A 16,805-nucleotide genomic window follows, 5' to 3' on the forward strand; every position below is an offset into this window, starting at 1 on the left:
CTCAGGCTTCCAGCTCCGTGATGGATTTTCCGCCCGCCTTCTCAAGGAGGGCCTTGGTGGCGGCGAAGTTGAATTTCGGGTCGCGTGCGTCGATCACGATGAAGAAGAGGTCATCCATGCCGCGGTGGATCTGGTCATACTTGAGCACCGGGTGGTAGTGCATCGGAAGGCGGTTCAGGAAGAACATGCCGCCGATGGTGGCGAAGGCTGTGAAGAGAATCGTCAGCTCGTAGGAAACCGGGAAGGCGAACATCGGGCTGAAGAAGGGCTTGCCGCCCACGATCAGCGGGTAGTCAACCGCGCCGGTAAAGAAGATCATCGACATGCCGGTGGTGAAACCGATCAAGCCGCCGACGAGCGAGAAGCGCGGGACGATGGAGCGTTTCAGGCCCATGGCTTTGTCCAAGCCGTGAACGGGAAACGGGGTGATGCAGTCCCAGGATTTATAACCTGCGTCGCGCACCTTTTCCGCGGCGTGCATGACGTCGGGGACGGTTTCGAATGTGGCGATCAGGCCGTGTGGTTGTGCTGCCATTTTCTCAGTGAAAGTTGAGGGTGATCGAATGACGGCTTAGTGCTTGTCGTGGCCGTGACCGGCGTGAGCGTCGGCCTGCGGGGTGACCGCTTTGATTTCTGCCATCGGCATGATGGGGAGGAAGCGGATGAAGAGGAGGAAGAGCACCGAGAAGACGCCGAAGGTGCCGAAGAAGGTGAAGATCTCGACGATCGACGGGCTGTAGTAACCCCAGCTGGAAGGAAGGAAGTCACGAGCCAGCGAGGTGACAATGATCACGAAGCGCTCGAACCACATACCGACGTTGACGAAAATCGAGAGGACCCAGACGAACCAAGTATTTTCGCGGACCTTCTTGAACCAGAAGAACTGCGGCGTGATGACGTTGCAGCCGATCATGATCCAATAAGCCCAAGCGTAGTTGCCGAACGCACGGTTCACGAAAGCGAAGCCTTCGTACGGATTCGCGCCGTACCACGCGATGAAGAACTCCATACCGTAGGCGTAACCGACGATGGTGCCGGTCGCCAACGTGATCTTACACATGCAGTCGATGTGGTACTGCGTGATGAGGTCTTCGAGTTTGTAGATCGCACGCAGCGGGAGCATGAGCGTGAGCACCATGCCGAAGCCCGAGAAGATGGCACCTGCGACGAAGTACGGAGGGAAGATCGTGGTGTGCCAGCCCGGGAGGAGCGACACGGCGAAGTCGAACGAGACGATCGTATGCACCGACAACACGAGCGGCGTGGAGATACCGGCGAGGATCAGGTACGCCATTTCGTAGTTGCTCCAGTGGCGGTTGGAACCGCGCCAGCCCATGGCGAAAAAGCCATAGATCGTGGAGCGAAGTTTGTTACCGGCCTTGAAGAAGCGGTCGCGGAGGACGGCCAAGTCAGGGATCAGGCCGACGTACCAGAAGAGAACGGAAACGGTACCGTAGGTCGAAACGGCGAAAACATCCCACTCCAGCGGAGAACGGAAGTTCTGCCAGATGTAGTTCGAGTTCGGGATTGGGAAGAGATACCAGGCGAACCAGACGCGACCGACGTGGAAGACCGGGAAGATACCGGCGCAAACGACGGCGAAGATCGTCATGGCTTCGGCGGCGCGATTGATGGATGTGCGCCACTTCTGACGCAGCAAGCACAAGATCGCAGAGATCAAGGTACCGGCGTGACCGATACCGATCCAAAACACAAAGTTGACGATGTCCCACGCCCAATTGACGGGATTCGCGTGACCCCAAACACCGACGCCGGTGGCGACGAGGTAGGTGATACCAGCGACCGTGAAGGACGCGACGCAGCACGCGAGGGCGAAGCAAACCCACCACCAAGTGGGCGTCTTGCCTTCGATAATAGAGCACACTTTTTCGGTGATCCACGCGAAGCTGCGGTTGTTTTCGACGAGGATGGCGCGCGGGAGGACCGCAGGCTTCACCTCTTTAAGAATCGCCGGAGCGGCGTGATCAGTGGCGTGAGCCATTAGACGAGCCCTCCGAGGCGCTTAAGGTTTTGGAGCGAGGTATGGCCATGCTCATTTTTAGCGGGTGTGCCGTGAGAATCTTGCTCCCCTGCCCCGTGCGAATGATCGTGGCCGTGGCCATGACCGTCGCCGTGCTGAGGATGGTTCTTGTTTTCGTATTCCTGACGGCTGAAAGGCGTTTTGATCGCAGCGTAGTCGGGCATCGACGGATTCGGATTACGCAGCTTTCCGAGGAAGGTCGTGCGCGGGCGAACGTTGAGATAACCGAGGAGCGAATAATCCTGCTCGCGGGCTTTCGCCTTGGAGACCTCGCTGGTTGGATCGCTGATGTCACCGAAGTAAACACCATCGACCGGGCAGGCCTGCTGGCAGGCGACTTTGACCGTGCCATCGGGGATCTTCACATCGGCGGAAGCCTTGGCTTTCACCTTCTGCGCGATCTTGGCCTGCTGGATGCGTTGCACACAATAGGTGCATTTCTCCATCACGCCGCGCATACGCACGGTGACGTCTGGATTTTTCACCATCTTGACGAGCTCGGGCATGCCGCTCTCGCCGAGCGGCCCCATGTAAAGCTGGTCAAGCTGGCGCTTGTTCCAGTCGAAGAAATTGAAGCGGCGGACCTTGTACGGACAGTTGTTCGCGCAGTAACGCGTACCGATGCAGCGGTTGTACGCCATGCCGTTGAGGCCTTCTTCGTCGTGAACCGTCGCGTTGACGGGGCACACGGTTTCGCACGGAGCGGTTTCGCAATGAGCACAGGCGATAGGCTGGAGAGAAACCTGCGGATCTTCGGGAAGCTCGCGGTTTTTGCTGGGCGTATCGCTGAACAAATCCGCCATCGCACGAGCGTCGGCCTGGCCGTCAGAGTAATAACGATCCAGACGAATCCAGTGCATCTCACGGCCACGCATGACCTGATCTTTACCGACGATCGGAATGTTATTCTCGGCCTGACACGCGATGATACAGGCGTTGCAGCCGATGCAGGTGTTCAGGTCGATCGCCATGCCCCACTGGTGGACACCATTGAAGGCAGGCGTGACGTAGAGCGAGCCGCCCCGAGGAAGCTCGGTCGCGCGCTTGGCGGCGAGCTGGGCGCGTTCTTCGCGGGAGAGTTTGTTATCGTTAGTCGGCGTGTTGTCCGCGCCATAGATGGCGGGCGAGTGCGACTCGGTGCCGATGTCGTCAACGAAACCGGGATTCTTCAGATACTCGTCGAAGTTGGCTTCGCGAACGATGTCGCGGCCTTCCATCGACCAGTGTTCCTGGGTGTTCGCCAGCTTGTAGCGTTCGCCGGTGAGTTTGATCGTCGCACCGACGGCGTAGCTCATGCCTGCGGAGGTGCGCAGCCGATACGCGTCGAAACCCTGGCCTTTGCCCACGCGACCGGAAACGGTACGGCCGTAACCGAGTGGGAGAATGAGCGTGTAATTGGAGAGACCTGGTTGGATGTGGAGCGGTCCCTTGATCGTGCGGCCACCGATGGTGATCTCGGCGAGTCGGGCGTTTTCTTTGCCGACTTCGAAATCAGCTTCTTCCACACGAGCCACCTGAATGCCTGAGCCGACTGGATAAATATCCAGTTCGCGCGCGAGCTTGGGGCTGATGAGGATGGCGTTGTCCCACGAGATCTTGGTGATCGGATCGGGGCACTCTTGGAGCCAGCCGTTGTTCGCGAAGCGGCCATCGTCGATCTTCTGATCAGTCGTGAAACGGACTTCGAGATTGTCCTTCGAGAGCGCCTGGAACTTCGGTGTGTTGTTCAGCAAGCGACCGAGGTCGCTGGAGCTGAGACTGACGGAGGCTTTGCGGAAGCTGCTGCCAGCGAGAACACCGTCATGGAGGAATTTGCGGAAGACGTCGTCTGCATCGCCTCCAGCGATCGTGGTGATCGTCTGGTAAACCAGCGAGTAGGCGTCGCTGGTCACTTCACCCGAGATACGGGCGAGGACTTCAAGCTCGGTGAGGCCGTTAAAGAGAGGGAGAATCATCGGCTGCACGGCAACTATGGTGCCGTCGGCCGTGCGGGCATCGCCCCACGATTCGAGATAGTGCGTGGCTCCGATGTGCGCGGCGGAGTTCGTCGAAGTTTCATCGACGTAATAACCGTGGCGGATGACTTCGAAAACGGACTTCTGCAACGCCGCCCAATCGAGATCAGCGGGGGCGTTGTAGGAAGGATTGCCGCCAAGCACGACGAGCGTTTTGACGGAGGCTGCTTTGATCGCAGATGCGAGATCGTTGATCGAGGCGGCGGACGGTGCTTCGACTTCGAGGAAGTCAACGGTCTGTCCGACGTTACCGAGGGCGAGATTGATCGCGTAGGCGATAGCGTGGACTTCAGCGGGCAAGTGCGCGCCAGCAACGACAAGCGACTGGCCGCGATGATCGGTGAGATCCTTCGCGCAGGCGGCGATCCACTTGTCTTTGTCTTTGAAATCGAGTCCCTGAGCGAGCGGAGCAAAGGACGAATCACCCGTGATTTGGGCAGCGAGCGCGCCCGCGAGTGCGAGCATGTGGCTCGAAGCGAGACGGAGACGATGATCGGCCATGCCGCCGGTGAGCGTGAAGCCGCTCTCGACAACGTAGAGGCGGTTCATCTCGTCCTTAACGGACGTGACTTTGCGGCCCTTGGAGAATTCGCGGGCGTAGTAGAGGCTGGCGGCTTCCGAGTGGAAGAAATCAGCATCCAGCGAAACGATACGCTTGGCCTTGGCGAACTGGTAGAGAGGCTGGACGTTTTTGCCGAACGCAGCCTGAGCGGCGGCGAGCGGGGGCGTGTCGTTGACGGGCTCGTACTCGGCCCAAATTGCCTTCGGAAATTTCGCCTTCAGACGGGCAACGAGCGCAGCGCGCGTGGGCGAGCCGGATTCCTCGGCGAGAAACGCGAGGCCGGCCCCTTGCGAAGATTCGTAAGCTTTGCCGATGCCTGCGAGTTTGTCCTGAATCGCGGCGATCGTGACGGCGGTGCCACCGATGGTGTGCGTGGTGGCGCGATCTGGATCATAAAGATCGAGGACCGACGCCTGAACGAAGGCATTCGTACCACCTCCATAAGGAGCGTAGCTTGGGTTACCCTCGAGCTTGGTCGGACGACCTTGGTGCGTCTCTGCGATGACCGGAACTGCCGATTTGCGCATCGGCATCGCAGTGGCAAAATAAAGCGGGAGCCCGGGGATCAGGCCTTCGACGGATTTTCCGTAAGGCAGGATGTGCGCTTCGGGACGGCGGCAACCGGCGGCGAGACCAACGCCACCGAGGGCGAAGGAAGCGGCCATGAGCTTGAAGAATCCTCGGCGATCAACGCCGTCGAGATTCGACGCGCCCTCAGGAAACTCGCGTTCGAGGTGCTGCTTGAAGCCCGGCGTGGCGGCCATCTCATCGAGACTGCGCCAGTATTTCGGGCCGTTCAGCTGCTCGCTTGGGGAGGGTTCGGGATGGAGGACTTTGCGTTTCATCAGCGATGGCAACCGGTGCAGCTTTGCGGAGGCGAAATTTTGTTATTCTTAACGAAGGCCTCAGCCCACTTGGCGTGTTCTGCGGCCTGCTCAGGTTTCCAGTTCAAGTTGGTAATCTGATCGAGGGGACGGACGTGAGCGGCTGGATTGCGATGGCAATCAAGGCAGAACCCCATCGAAAGAGGCTTCGAGTGCATCACGACATCCATTTGGTTGATCTGGCCGTGGCACTCGACGCACGAGATGCCGCGGTTCACGTGGACGGCGTGATTGAAATAAACGTAGTCAGGCACTTGGTGGATCTTCACCCATTTAACGGGATCACCCGATGCGAAACTCGCACGAACAGGAGCGAGCGCCGGGCTATCGGCTTTGATGAGACCGGTGTTATGACAGTTCATGCACGTCTGTGCCGTGGGAACGGTGGACGTGGCACCTTTATCGACTCCGATATGGCAATAACGGCAGTCGATGCCGAGCTGACCGTTGTGGAGCGCGTGACTGAAAGGCACTGGCTGGACCGGGGCGTATCCGATGCGCGTGTACTTCGGCGTGGCGTAGTAGGTCGTGGCGGCGGTGACCACGCCCACGAGGACCAGCACGAAGATGATAATCTGGAGCGGCAGCTTGTTGGCCGACTTGGGAAAGATATGCGACATAAGCCGGAGGCGTTAGACGGTGTCGCTCGTACGAGCGACCGCGCGCGTCTCTGTGCGCAGTTGGAAGGGCGCGGATGCGGAGACCGGAGCGGCCGCAGGGGACGGAGATTTAGCCAGCAACTTAGGCGCGATGCCGGCAGCAGCCAGCAGGCCTAGAAACTTGGCAAAGAAACTCTTTCGAGAGTGTTGAGTGCTCACAGTTCTTCGTAAAAGTTAAAGTCGAGGCGCAGCGAACGCCGCGAGGATTAGATTGTAAACTAAAATTTGGAACCGGGGATTTTTTTAAGCCGCAAAAGTAGCGCAGCGGCCATCGACCGTTGGGTTTGCTTATCAGCTGCGGATCACCCTGTGCATTTCTTGACCAAAATTTTCCGCCCCCCTCCAACGCAAGTCTCAGACAAAAACACCATCACGCATCGGCCGCACCAAATCACAGCGCTGGGCGATATCCGGATTATGAGTAACGAGCACAATGGCCTGGCCGTGTTCGCGGGCGAGCCGGGTCATCAGATCAAAGACGACCGTGGAGTTTTTGACGTCGAGATTTCCAGTCGGCTCATCGGCTAGCAGGATCGAGGGCTGGTTCGCCAGAGCTCTGGCGATGGCAACGCGCTGCTGTTCGCCTCCTGAGAGGTGCGTAGCCAGACGATGCGTTTTCGCACCGAGGCCAACCGCCTCGAGGAGCATCTTTGCGCGATCCGTCATCTGAGCCACGCTCAGTCTGCCGAGTTTGCGCATAGGAATCATGACGTTCTCCAAGGCAGTGAACTCCAGCATCAGGAAGTGAAACTGGAAAACGAAGCCGATGTGCTCGTTGCGCGTCTGCGTGCGTTGTTCGTCGCTGGCCGTAGCGAGGTTTTTGCCGCCGATCCAGATTTCGCCGCCTTCGGGCCGGTCGAGCAGCCCGAGTAGATAGAGCAGCGTACTCTTGCCGCAGCCCGATGGCCCCACGATGGCCGTGACCGTGGACGGCGCGGCCGAGAAGGAAACCTCGCGCAACACATGCACGCGACCTTCGCCTTCGCCTAGATAACGCACCAGCCGCTCGCAACGAATCGATTCCCCACTGCGCGGAGCGGATGAAGCCTGCGATTGATTCTGAGAAACGCCTTTCATTGTGAAGCCCCCCGGATGATCGCCGCCGGTTCCAGTCGTGCCGCCCGGCGAGCCGGCAGCCAGCTCGCCACGAAAACCACCACCGTCGCCGCCACCGCAGCCCCCGCATAATGCGCGAGATCCCAGGCCACCACGACGTGATCGGTCGAAAAAATGCCCCGCACCGAGATCGGTACGCTCGAAACCGCATAGGTGCTCAACGCTCCCAGCCCCCACCCCGCCACCACGCCGATCAGCAGCACCAGCACGCCTTGCAGCATGAAAATCGCCCCGATGTCACCCCGCGTGAAACCCATCGAGCGCAGGATCGCGATGTCCTTGGTCTTCTCCATGACTATCATCGCGAGCGTATTGAACATCCCGAGACCGGACACGATAATGATGGTCGAGACCATGATCGCCGCCGCGATACGGAAAAACAAAAACACATCCAACCACACCTTCTCGCGTTGCTGCCAGCTCGTCGCGCGATGACTCGCCACAAGTTCGATCTGCCGCGCGATCTCCGGTGCCTGCGCCGAGTCTTTCAACGACAGCTGGATGAAACTCGCCCCATAAGGCCGCTTGAGCACCGTCCGCGCCTCGCTCAGGTGCAGAAAAATCCGCACCCGGTCGATCTCGCGCACACCTGTTTCATAAATCGCCGCCACCCGGTAACGCGTGGACTGCCCCGCATACGTCAACAGCACCGAGTTTCCCGGACTGATCCGCAACCGCTCCGCCAGCGCCGCACCCACCAAAATGCCCGACGGCGAATCCCGAAACGCCGCCAGTTCCCCCAACACGATTTGCTCCTCCAGATTGGAAACGCCTGCGTGATCGTCGAACTCGATGCCGATCACCTGCGCGTTATCTTCGCGCGTCGCCGATTGGATGAGCACGCTCCCACGCACGACTTCCGACATGCCCGTGATCTCGGGAAAACGCGCGAGCGATTCCCGCAACAACCGCGGCTCCGCTACGCCTTCCTGATAACGCCGTTCGCTCTCCACCGTGATCGCCGCCACCGGCCCTTTTTTTTCCACGCCTCCGTCATCCACCGGAATGTCCACCGTCGTCGCCTGAAATTTATCCTCCACGCGGATCGCGCCGTCCGTGCCGAGGATCGTGCGAATAAAAAACTCCTGGAAGCCCGACGTCACCGCCTGCGTGAGCACGATGAATCCCACGCCAAACGCGATGCCCAGCAGGCTCATCGCCATGGAGCGTTTCTTCGCCAGCAGGAAACGCAGCGCGATCTGCAGATTCGTACGCATTAACGGCTGGCTTCCTTCACCGCGCGCACCTTTTGCCCGTCGCGAAATCCGGCCGGGTTACTCACGATCACCAGATCGCCTTCATTCACGGCGGAGAGGATCTCTGTGTGCCGCATATTCGAATACCCGATGATCACCGGCACATAATGCGCGACACCGTCCCGCACCACGAAGAGCGTGTGCCCCAGCATCGAGCGCCGCTCCGCCAGCAGCGTGTTGTCGTGGCGATCGATCGTGATGCTCGCCTCGCCAGTCAATCCCGGCGCCAGCAGCGCTTCGTCGATATCGATTTTCAGAAACGCCGTATAACGCTTTGTGCGCTCATCCGCGCCCGGCAGCACGCGCTCGACCTTGGCGGTGAAAAGTTTTCCGCCATAACCGAGCAGCTGCACATTCGCCGACAGGCCCGGACGCACACCCGCGAAGTTCTCCTCGCTGATCTGCGCCAGCACCAGCCGCGCCTTCGAGATCACCCGCGCCAGCAACTGCCCTCCGCCGACCAATTCGCCATTGATCGCAAAAATCTCCGACACCGTGCCGTCGTCCGGCGCGAGTACCCGCATCTTCTCCAACTGGCGGCGCTTCGTCTTCAGCGTGTTGTCGAAATTATCCAGCGTCTGCTGGTTGTTGATATTCTCCGTCGCCAGCTCGTCCTGCAGCTGCGTCACCGCGCGCTTCGATTGATCGAGCGCGATTTGCGCGAGCTTCCCCTGCTCCACCAGCCGCGTGTTGTTGCGGACCGTTTCCTCCGCCGTCGCGATCTGAAAACGCTTCTGCGAACCCAGATCGATGCGCGCCTGCGCTGCCTTACGATCCGACTCGATTCGCTCGATCTCCAATTCCAAATCCCTCGGATCGACCTCAAATAAAACATCCCCCGCCTTCACCTGCGTGCCGAGCTGCACATGACTCTTGATGATCCGCCCGCCGGATTCGCTTTTGATCTCCATGCGAAACTCCTCCGTCACGAGGATGTTCGCCGGCACCGCATGCACCGCCGAGCCGCGCGTGATCGGCCCCACCACCGCAACCGGATGGGTTTGCTGATAGCCAAACCAACCCGCCGCACCGAGCGCCAGCAGCAGACCGCCCGTCACTAAAATTTTCGTCGAAGACATATGAATGATTAAAAAATTTCCCGTGGATCAGCTCGCCCCCCTGCGCTTAACGCGCCCCCATGCGCACGGCCGGATCGAGCCCGCGGTTGGAAAAATAAGTGGCCAGCGCCGTGTAGAAATTTGTCCTCGCCACATTCACCGCCTGCAACGCCGTGTCCGCTCCCAGCCGCGTCAGATCGGCCTCGCTCGCCGGTATCCAGCCCGCCGCCACATCTTTTTCCACCGCTTCGACTGCACCACGCGCCCCACCAAACGCGATCTCCGCCTGCTGCAACTGCCGCCAGTAAAGCTGCAGCCGGTTCACATCGCTGCGGCGCTCATCTGCCTCAACGCGGGCGACCAGGTCACGGTCCGCCTCATAAGAACGCAGCCGCGCGAGCGATGCCCGCTGCGAAGCCTTCGCGCTGAACCCGTCGAATAACTGCCAGTCCACCGTCGCGAACGCATTCCAGGACGTGACGAGCGACTTCTTCCCAAGCACGTCGTTGTCTGGAGTCCGGTTATCCTGCCCGCCGGAGAAACTCACGCCCAGCTTTGGTTTCAAGCGCGTCTTCTCCACCTGATAGCGCAGCGTCTCCATCCGCACAGAGTCCTCCGCGTTCAACATCCGCGCCGACTGTCCCGTGACGCCCTCCGCTGCCGACAGCGCCTTTACCACTGCGTCCAGCTCCGCCGGTTTCGGCAGCTCGGCCACCGTCGCCGGAAGCTTTTCAACCGCCACACCCGAAACTCTCGCCAAATCATAGCGCCGCATATCGCGGTCATCTTCCATCTGCTGAAGGACTAACTCAGCCGCCGTGATCTGCCCCGTGATGAGCCCGCTCGCCGTGGACGCCGCGAAACCGTCCTCCACCTGCTTCTTTGCAAAATCAAACTGCCGGTTCAGCTCCTTCAGATTCTTCCGCGCCATCTCGATCGCCCCATCCACCGTCACCAGCTCCAGATAACGCCGCCGCAAATCCAGCGCCAGCAACCGCCGGGTCTCTTCAAGATTACGCGACGACACCGCCTGGGTCAGTTTTGCAATATCGTGATTCTTCGACAGCGCTCCCCAGTGATAAACCGGCTGCGAAACACTCGCATCATACAATACCGCGGCCAGCGTACGATCACTCCTCGCACCACCATCATCCCGCTGCTCCAACGTCACACCGGCTCTAAAAGATGCCCGCGCATTCGGCAGCATGGGCGCCCGCGCGATCCGCGTATTCTGCACCGATTGCTCCGCCTCCCAGCGCCGCACTAAAATCGTCGGCCCATTCTCCAACCCCACCCGCAACAACTCCTCCAGCCCTCGCAGACTCCGCTCAGGCAACGCCGCCATCAATGGATCAATCGCCTCCGCGATCACCGGCACCGCCGGCGTTTCAGCTCCCACCACCAGCACACGCCCAACCGCCTGCACCGCCACCAGCCACAAAATATAAGGACGCAAAAGAGACATTCGTACGAGGGAAGCGATGAGAGTAACGATTAGGATAAAGATGCCGCTTGAGAGTTTTTCAGCACAAGCTCCGCATCGCCGAAGACGAGCGGAAAAATGATCCGCCGCCACCGACACCCATAATCGCAACCGGCTCCAAAAAATCCCCCGCAGAATTTTTGCCGGAAGCGTGCTATAGTCCTGCGTATGATTTTCCTTCGCAGCATCGAGCGGCTGAGTGGCGAACCCGAAGGCTATACCAACACTCCGTTCGCAATTCCCCGGCTCGTCGCCCTTCGCAGCCTTACCCTCAGTTCGCCCGTTACTTTTCTCGCAGGAGAAACAAGCGCGAGCCGCTCCACCCTCCTGGCCGCCATCGCCATTCGTGCCAAGCTTCCCACCCCGGCCGATCTCCCGCCCGAGCACGAGCCTTCTCTCGCCGCCAGCCATAAACTCGCGCGCAATCTGAATCTCCACTGGTCGCCAAAGACCCACTACGGCGTCTTCCTCCGTTCCTGCGATCTCCACTGCCACGACGGCGAAGCCTGCCTCGAAATGCTCCGCAGCCGCTGCGTTCCCGGCGGACTTCACCTGATCGACACCCCGGAATGCATTTTCCCTCCCCAGCATCAGCTTGCTCTTCTAGCACTCCTGAAATCCCTCGTTAGCGGCAACGCCCAGTTCATCATCGCCACCAATTCCCCGATCCTGCTCGCCTTCCCCGACGCCCAGATCCTCGACTTCGACGCCCCAGAAATCACCCCGCGCACCTACGACGAAGTCCCCGTAGTGAAATTCATGCGCGCCTTCCTCGCCGACCCCGAAGACCACATTCGCAAACTCTGAGCGCCTCCGCGCTCCTTCCGGCATTCTGCTCTCTTTGCGCTTTTCGCTGCCACTCCGGATCGGTGCCGCATTCCGCGTTTCCGCGATTGCCCGCCACGGAAAATCCCCTTGGCTCCGCGCTTTTCGCCCATGCGCTTCTACAAGTATCACGCCCTCGGCAACGACTACATCGTGCTCAATCCCGCCGATTTTCCCCAATGGAAATCCGCCCCCACGCTCGACCAGATCCGCGTCGTCTGCCACCGCAACTTCGGCGTCGGCTCCGACGGCATCCTCTGGGGCCCGCTTCCGTCGCAGAAAGCCGACTTCGGCCTGCGCATCTTCAATCCCGATGGCTCCGAAGCCGAGAAATCCGGCAACGGTCTCCGCATCTTCTCCCGCTATCTCTGGGACCAGAAGCTCGTTAAAAACCCCGACTTCACCATCGAAGTCCCCGGCGGCCTCGTCCGCTCCGTCATCCTCGACAACGGCCAGCTCATCAAAATCGCGATGGGCAACGTCTCCTTCGACAGCGCCAAAATCCCCGTCAACCTCACCGGCCCCGCCCGCGAGGTCATCAACGAGAAAATCACCATCCTCGACCGCGAGTTCACCTACTGCGCCGCCACCATCGGCAATCCGCACTGCGTCCTCCCGCTCCCTGAGGTCACCTCCGAGCTCGCTCACAAATACGGCCCTCACCTCGAGGTTCACGCCAACTTCCCGCGCAAGACCAACGTCCAGTTCCTCCAGGTCCTCGACCGCGCCAACATCCGCATCGAGATCTGGGAACGCGGCGCCGGTTACACCCTCGCCTCCGGCAGCAGCTCCAGCGCAGCCGCCGCCGTCGCCCACCGCCTCGGCCTCGTCGATAAAGACATCACCGTCCACATGCCCGGCGGCAAAATCGGCATCGAGATCGGCGATAACTTCTCGATCATGATGACCGGCACCGTGAACAAAGTCGCCGAAGGCGACATGCACCCCGAACTCTTCGCCGTAAAAGTCTGAGGTGGAACGTGCGCTCCGCGCGCGTTCGTTCGACATCGTCCCCACCAAGGCCCGGATTCCCCCCCCCGGGCCTTTTTCATACCGCCCCTCGTCTTCTTGGCGTCTTCGCGCCTTTGCGTGATCCCCTCCCTCCTTCGCCGCGACAATCAATTCCGGCCACTCCGCGCTTCGAGTGCCACCGCTTGCCGCCGGCCCAAAACCTCCCACGCTCCGCGCCATGCGCCGCCTCCTCTCTGTCTCCGTCACCGCACTCCTGCTCGCCGTCGCCGCTTTCTCCCTACCCGCCTCCGCCCACGCCGCGCCGAAAATCCTGAACTACGGTAACGGTGCAGAGCCCCAGGATCTCGACCCGCAAGTCATCACTGGCGTCCCCGAGCATCACATCATCGACTCGCTCTTCGAAGGCCTCGTCATGCCTTCGCCCGACGGCTCAAACGTCGCCCCCGGCGTCGCCGAACGCTGGGACCTTTCTGCCGACGCGCTTACCTACACGTTCCACCTCCGCGCCGACGCCCGCTGGTCCAACGGCGACCCCGTCACCGCCCACGACTTCGTCCGTTCCTACCAACGCATGCTCACGCCCGCCCTCGGTGCCGACTACGCCTACATGCTCTACCTCGTCGCCGGTGCCGAAGACTTCAACACCGGTAAACTCACCGACTTCTCCCTCACCGGCTTCCGCGCCCCCGATGCCCGCACTCTTCAGATCACTCTTCGCAAACCCGCCCCCTTCTTCCTGAAATCCCTCGTCCACTGCGCCTGGTTTCCCGTCCACATCCCCACCCTCGAAAAGTTCGACGCCGTCACCCGCAAAGCCACCCGCTGGACCCGCCCCGAAAACCTCGTCGGCAACGGCGCCTTCACTCTCACCGACTGGAAACCCGGCCAGAAGATTATCGTCTCCCGCTCTCCCACCTACTGGGACCGCGCCAGCGTGAAACTCGACGAAATCCACTTCCACCCGATCGACGTCCCCGACACCGAGGAAAAAATGTTTCGCACGGGCCAGCTCCACGTCACCCACGAAATCCCACGCGCCAAAATCGCGACCTACCAGCGCGACCAGCCCGCCCAGCTCAGCCTCGAACCGTATTGCGGCATCTACTACTACCGCTTCAACACCGCCAGGAAACCCTTCGACGACGTCCGCGTCCGCCGCGCCCTCGCCCTCTCGATCGATCGCGAGACCATCGTGAAGTTCATCACCCGTGGCGGCGAAATCCCCGCCTATAACTTCGTCCCGCCCAACGTCAGCGGCTTCGTCAGCGAACACCATCTCACCGCCGACATCGCTGAAGCCCGCCGTCTCCTCGCCGAGGCCGGCTATCCCGGCGGCAAGGGTCTCCCCAAGATCGAGCTCCTCTACAACACCGACACCAAGCACCGCAGCATCGCCGAAGCCCTCCAGCAGATGTGGAAAAAAAATCTCGGCCTCACCAACATCAGCCTCACCAACCAGGAGTGGAAAGTGTACATCGCCGCCCAGAAAGCCGGCGACTTCCAGTTCCAACGCGCCGGTTGGATCGCCGACTACGTTGACCCCAATGTCTTCTTCGACCTCTGGCAGACCGGTGCCGGCAACAACAACACCGGCTGGGGCAGCGCAGACTATGACCGTCTCCTCTCCGATTCGCTCGACGCTAAAACCGAGGCCGAGCGCTACGCCATCTACCAGCAGATGGAAAAAATCCTCGTGGCCGAAATGCCCGTCATGCCGATCTATTTCTACACCCATCCCCGCCTGATTTCTCCTCAGGTCCGTAACTTTCGCACCACCTACCTCGACACCTTCCCCTGGAAACACATCGACCTCGCCCCGTAGGCCAGCGTGCTCGCACGCGCTCCGTTGATTAGTCGGCGATCTCTCGCAACGCACACTTTACATCCCGCGAAACCTCCGCAGCCCAGACTTGTCACCACCCGCGCGCACTCGCACCGTCACCGGCCGATCTCGCTGAATGCTCCGCTTTTTCCTCTCACGCTTCCTACAGTCCTGCGTCGCGCTGTTCATCATCATAACAGCCACGTTCTTCATGCAGCGCTTTGTGCCGGGCGGCCCCTTCACTCAGGAACGCGCCACCACCCCCGAGATCGAGCAGCGCATCAAGGAATACTACCGGCTCAACGATCCGCTCTGGAAACAGTACGCGGATTACATGTGGGACATTACTCCGAAGAAATTCGCCCCGCTCGAACTCCGCCACGGCCTCGATTTCAAAGCCGCCTTCGGCATCGATCTCCGCCCCTCGTACCGGTACGCCAGCTACACGGTCAACGAGATCATCGCCGATAAACTCCCCGTCTCGATCGAGCTCGGGTTCCTCGCCCTCATCGTCGCTCTCCTCATCGGCGTCCCTCTCGGCGTGATCGCCGCCATGCGCCGCAACACCTGGCCCGACTACGGCGCATCCAGCTTCGGCATGATCGGCATCTCCACGCCTACCTTCGTCGTCGGCCCCATCGCCGTCCTTCTCTTCGCGATCTACTGGCGCCAAGTCCCCGCCTCGGGCTGGGTCCGCTGGGACGAAATCGCCAGCGGCCGCCAGACCCTCGCCGACCTCATCTCCACCCGCATCCTCCCCGCCCTCGTCCTCGGCATCGCCTTCGCCGCGCCCATCCTCCGCATCACCCGCGGTGGTATGCTCGACGTTCTCAACCAGGACTTCATCCGCACCGCCCGCGCCAAAGGTGCCTCCGAGCTTCGCATCGTCCTGCGCCACGGCCTGCGCGGCGGCCTGCTCCCGCTCGTCTCCTACCTCGGCCCCGCCATCGCCGGCGTCCTCACCGGTTCCTTCGTGATCGAAACCATTTTCCAAATACCCGGCCTCGGCCGCGAATTCGTCACCAGCATCGGTAACCGCGACTACATGTTGGTGATCGGCACCGTCATCATCTACGCCGGCTTCATCATGGCGCTCAACCTCCTCGCCGACGTCGTCCAGGCCTGGATGAATCCCAAGATCCGCCTCGACTCCTGACGCGCCATGCCCGCCGCACCTTCCGCTCCACCCGCCGCCGCCCCGGCTCCGCTCGCCATCGAGCGCGGCACCTCCCTCTCGCGCGACGCCTGGCACCGCCTCCGCAAAAACAAACTCGCCGTCTTCGGTATGGTCTCGCTCGCGATCATCACCCTCGCCTGCGTCTTCGGCCCCATGATCAGCCCGTACAGCATTTCCGAAATGCCGTTCGAAAACGTCGGCGAGCCCCCCAGTTGGAAACACTGGTTCGGTACCGACGATAACGGCGGCCGCGACCTCCTCGTTCGCGTTCTCGTTGGCGGCCGCCTCTCCCTCGCTGTCGGCCTCTGCGCCACCTTCGTCGCCCTCACCATCGGCGTCACCTACGGCGCCATCGCCGGCTACGTCGGCGGCAAAGTCGATGCGCTCATGATGCGCATCGTGGACATCATCTACGCACTGCCCTTCACGATCTTCGTCATCCTGCTGATGGTTTTCACCCGCACGCTCACGATCAAATATAACCTCCCCGCCTCCTTCGATCTCCTCCTCATCTTCGCCGCCATCGGCGCCGTCGAATGGCTCACCATGGCCCGCATCGTCCGCGGCCAGGTCATGTCCATTAAGAAAATGGAATACGTCGAAGCCGCCCGGTCCCTCGGCTACGGCCCCGCGCGCATCATCTTCCGTCACATTCTTCCCAATACCCTCGGCCCGATCATCGTCTACACCACGCTCACCATTCCGTCCGTGATGTTGCTCGAAGCCTTCCTCAGCTACCTCGGCCTCGGCGTCCAGGCCCCGATGAGCTCATGGGGCGTGCTGCTCAACGACGGCCAGCAAAAACTCGAAGAGTTCCCCTGGCTTCTCCTCTTCCCTGCCGGCATGTTCTCCTGGACCCTTTTCTCCCTCAACTTCCTCGGCGACGGCCTCCGCGACGCCCTCGATGTGCGCTCCTCCAAAGACTGATGCCTCCC

General features: G+C 60.8%; 13 protein-coding genes. 5 read left to right on the plus strand and 8 right to left on the minus strand.

Features of this window, described 5'->3' with window-relative positions; all coding sequences use genetic code 11:
* Position 1: 1 nt before the first annotated feature.
* The 8 genes from CMV30_RS02250 to CMV30_RS02285 all read right to left on the minus strand — a co-directional run bounded on the left by CMV30_RS02250 (position 2) and on the right by CMV30_RS02285 (position 11,056).
* Positions 2-535: a DUF3341 domain-containing protein gene (locus tag CMV30_RS02250; protein WP_096054512.1), complete on the minus strand. Its 534-nt coding sequence runs from the start codon at positions 533-535 to the stop codon at positions 2-4.
* A 36-nt stretch (positions 536-571) separates the two neighbouring features.
* Entirely contained in the window at positions 572-2,002 is a 1,431-nt protein-coding gene (gene nrfD / locus CMV30_RS02255; RefSeq protein ID WP_096054513.1) for an NrfD/PsrC family molybdoenzyme membrane anchor subunit, read from the minus strand.
* Positions 2,002-5,463 carry a TAT-variant-translocated molybdopterin oxidoreductase gene (locus tag CMV30_RS02260; RefSeq protein WP_096054514.1) on the minus strand — a complete coding sequence of 1,154 codons (3,462 nt, stop codon included), beginning with the start codon at positions 5,461-5,463 and terminating at the stop codon, positions 2,002-2,004. Before CMV30_RS02260 ends, nrfD begins: the two co-directional genes overlap by 1 nt.
* The gene (locus CMV30_RS02265) at positions 5,463-6,122 is read right to left on the minus strand and encodes a cytochrome c3 family protein (protein WP_096054515.1); all 660 of its coding nucleotides are present in this window, start codon (positions 6,120-6,122) and stop codon (positions 5,463-5,465) included. Before CMV30_RS02265 ends, CMV30_RS02260 begins: the two co-directional genes overlap by 1 nt.
* A 393-nt stretch (positions 6,123-6,515) precedes the next feature.
* Positions 6,516-7,238: an ABC transporter ATP-binding protein gene (locus CMV30_RS02270; RefSeq protein WP_096054516.1), complete on the minus strand. Its 723-nt coding sequence runs from the start codon at positions 7,236-7,238 to the stop codon at positions 6,516-6,518.
* Positions 7,235-8,494, minus strand: coding sequence for an ABC transporter permease (locus CMV30_RS02275; RefSeq protein ID WP_096054517.1), 1,260 nt, complete (start codon positions 8,492-8,494; stop codon positions 7,235-7,237). The genes CMV30_RS02270 and CMV30_RS02275 overlap by 4 nt, the downstream gene beginning before the upstream one ends.
* Positions 8,494-9,612: an efflux RND transporter periplasmic adaptor subunit gene (locus CMV30_RS02280; RefSeq protein ID WP_096054518.1), complete on the minus strand. Its 1,119-nt coding sequence runs from the start codon at positions 9,610-9,612 to the stop codon at positions 8,494-8,496. The genes CMV30_RS02275 and CMV30_RS02280 overlap by 1 nt, the downstream gene beginning before the upstream one ends.
* A 46-nt stretch (positions 9,613-9,658) precedes the next feature.
* Positions 9,659-11,056 carry a TolC family protein gene (locus CMV30_RS02285; protein ID WP_175414697.1) on the minus strand — a complete coding sequence of 466 codons (1,398 nt, stop codon included), beginning with the start codon at positions 11,054-11,056 and terminating at the stop codon, positions 9,659-9,661.
* A gap of 186 nt (positions 11,057-11,242) precedes the next feature.
* Between CMV30_RS02285 and CMV30_RS19710 the strand changes: the two genes are divergently transcribed.
* The 5 genes from CMV30_RS19710 (at position 11,243) to CMV30_RS02310 (ending at position 16,797) form a co-directional block, all read left to right on the plus strand.
* Positions 11,243-11,881 (plus strand): hypothetical protein, encoded by a 639-nt coding sequence (locus tag CMV30_RS19710; RefSeq protein WP_175414698.1) that lies wholly within the window; start codon positions 11,243-11,245, stop codon positions 11,879-11,881.
* A 129-nt stretch (positions 11,882-12,010) separates the two neighbouring features.
* Positions 12,011-12,871, plus strand: a complete 861-nt coding sequence (gene dapF, locus CMV30_RS02295) for a diaminopimelate epimerase (RefSeq protein WP_096054521.1) — start codon at positions 12,011-12,013, stop codon at positions 12,869-12,871.
* A gap of 217 nt (positions 12,872-13,088) precedes the next feature.
* Positions 13,089-14,693: a peptide ABC transporter substrate-binding protein gene (locus CMV30_RS02300; protein WP_096057572.1), complete on the plus strand. Its 1,605-nt coding sequence runs from the start codon at positions 13,089-13,091 to the stop codon at positions 14,691-14,693.
* Between the two features lie 136 nt (positions 14,694-14,829).
* Entirely contained in the window at positions 14,830-15,849 is a 1,020-nt protein-coding gene (locus CMV30_RS02305) for an ABC transporter permease (RefSeq protein WP_096054522.1), read from the plus strand.
* 6 nt (positions 15,850-15,855) lie between these two features.
* Positions 15,856-16,797, plus strand: coding sequence for an ABC transporter permease (locus CMV30_RS02310; protein ID WP_096054523.1), 942 nt, complete (start codon positions 15,856-15,858; stop codon positions 16,795-16,797).
* Positions 16,798-16,805: the final 8 nt, after the last annotated feature.

The organism is Nibricoccus aquaticus (assembly GCF_002310495.1).
GTDB classification, from domain to species: domain Bacteria; phylum Verrucomicrobiota; class Verrucomicrobiia; order Opitutales; family Opitutaceae; genus Nibricoccus; species Nibricoccus aquaticus.

Coding starts and splice junctions, on each gene's coding strand:
- CMV30_RS19710 (WP_175414698.1), top strand. CDS start 11,243: ATGATTTTCCTTCGCAGCATCGAGCGGCTGAGTGGCGAACCCGAAGGC.
- nrfD (WP_096054513.1), bottom strand. CDS start 2,002: ATGGCTCACGCCACTGATCACGCCGCTCCGGCGATTCTTAAAGAGGTG.
- CMV30_RS02265 (WP_096054515.1), bottom strand. CDS start 6,122: ATGTCGCATATCTTTCCCAAGTCGGCCAACAAGCTGCCGCTCCAGATT.
- CMV30_RS02285 (WP_175414697.1), bottom strand. CDS start 11,056: ATGTCTCTTTTGCGTCCTTATATTTTGTGGCTGGTGGCGGTGCAGGCG.
- CMV30_RS02250 (WP_096054512.1), bottom strand. CDS start 535: ATGGCAGCACAACCACACGGCCTGATCGCCACATTCGAAACCGTCCCC.
- CMV30_RS02310 (WP_096054523.1), top strand. CDS start 15,856: ATGCCCGCCGCACCTTCCGCTCCACCCGCCGCCGCCCCGGCTCCGCTC.
- CMV30_RS02275 (WP_096054517.1), bottom strand. CDS start 8,494: ATGCGTACGAATCTGCAGATCGCGCTGCGTTTCCTGCTGGCGAAGAAA.
- CMV30_RS02260 (WP_096054514.1), bottom strand. CDS start 5,463: ATGAAACGCAAAGTCCTCCATCCCGAACCCTCCCCAAGCGAGCAGCTG.
- dapF (WP_096054521.1), top strand. CDS start 12,011: ATGCGCTTCTACAAGTATCACGCCCTCGGCAACGACTACATCGTGCTC.
- CMV30_RS02280 (WP_096054518.1), bottom strand. CDS start 9,612: ATGTCTTCGACGAAAATTTTAGTGACGGGCGGTCTGCTGCTGGCGCTC.
- CMV30_RS02300 (WP_096057572.1), top strand. CDS start 13,089: ATGCGCCGCCTCCTCTCTGTCTCCGTCACCGCACTCCTGCTCGCCGTC.
- CMV30_RS02270 (WP_096054516.1), bottom strand. CDS start 7,238: ATGAAAGGCGTTTCTCAGAATCAATCGCAGGCTTCATCCGCTCCGCGC.
- CMV30_RS02305 (WP_096054522.1), top strand. CDS start 14,830: ATGCTCCGCTTTTTCCTCTCACGCTTCCTACAGTCCTGCGTCGCGCTG.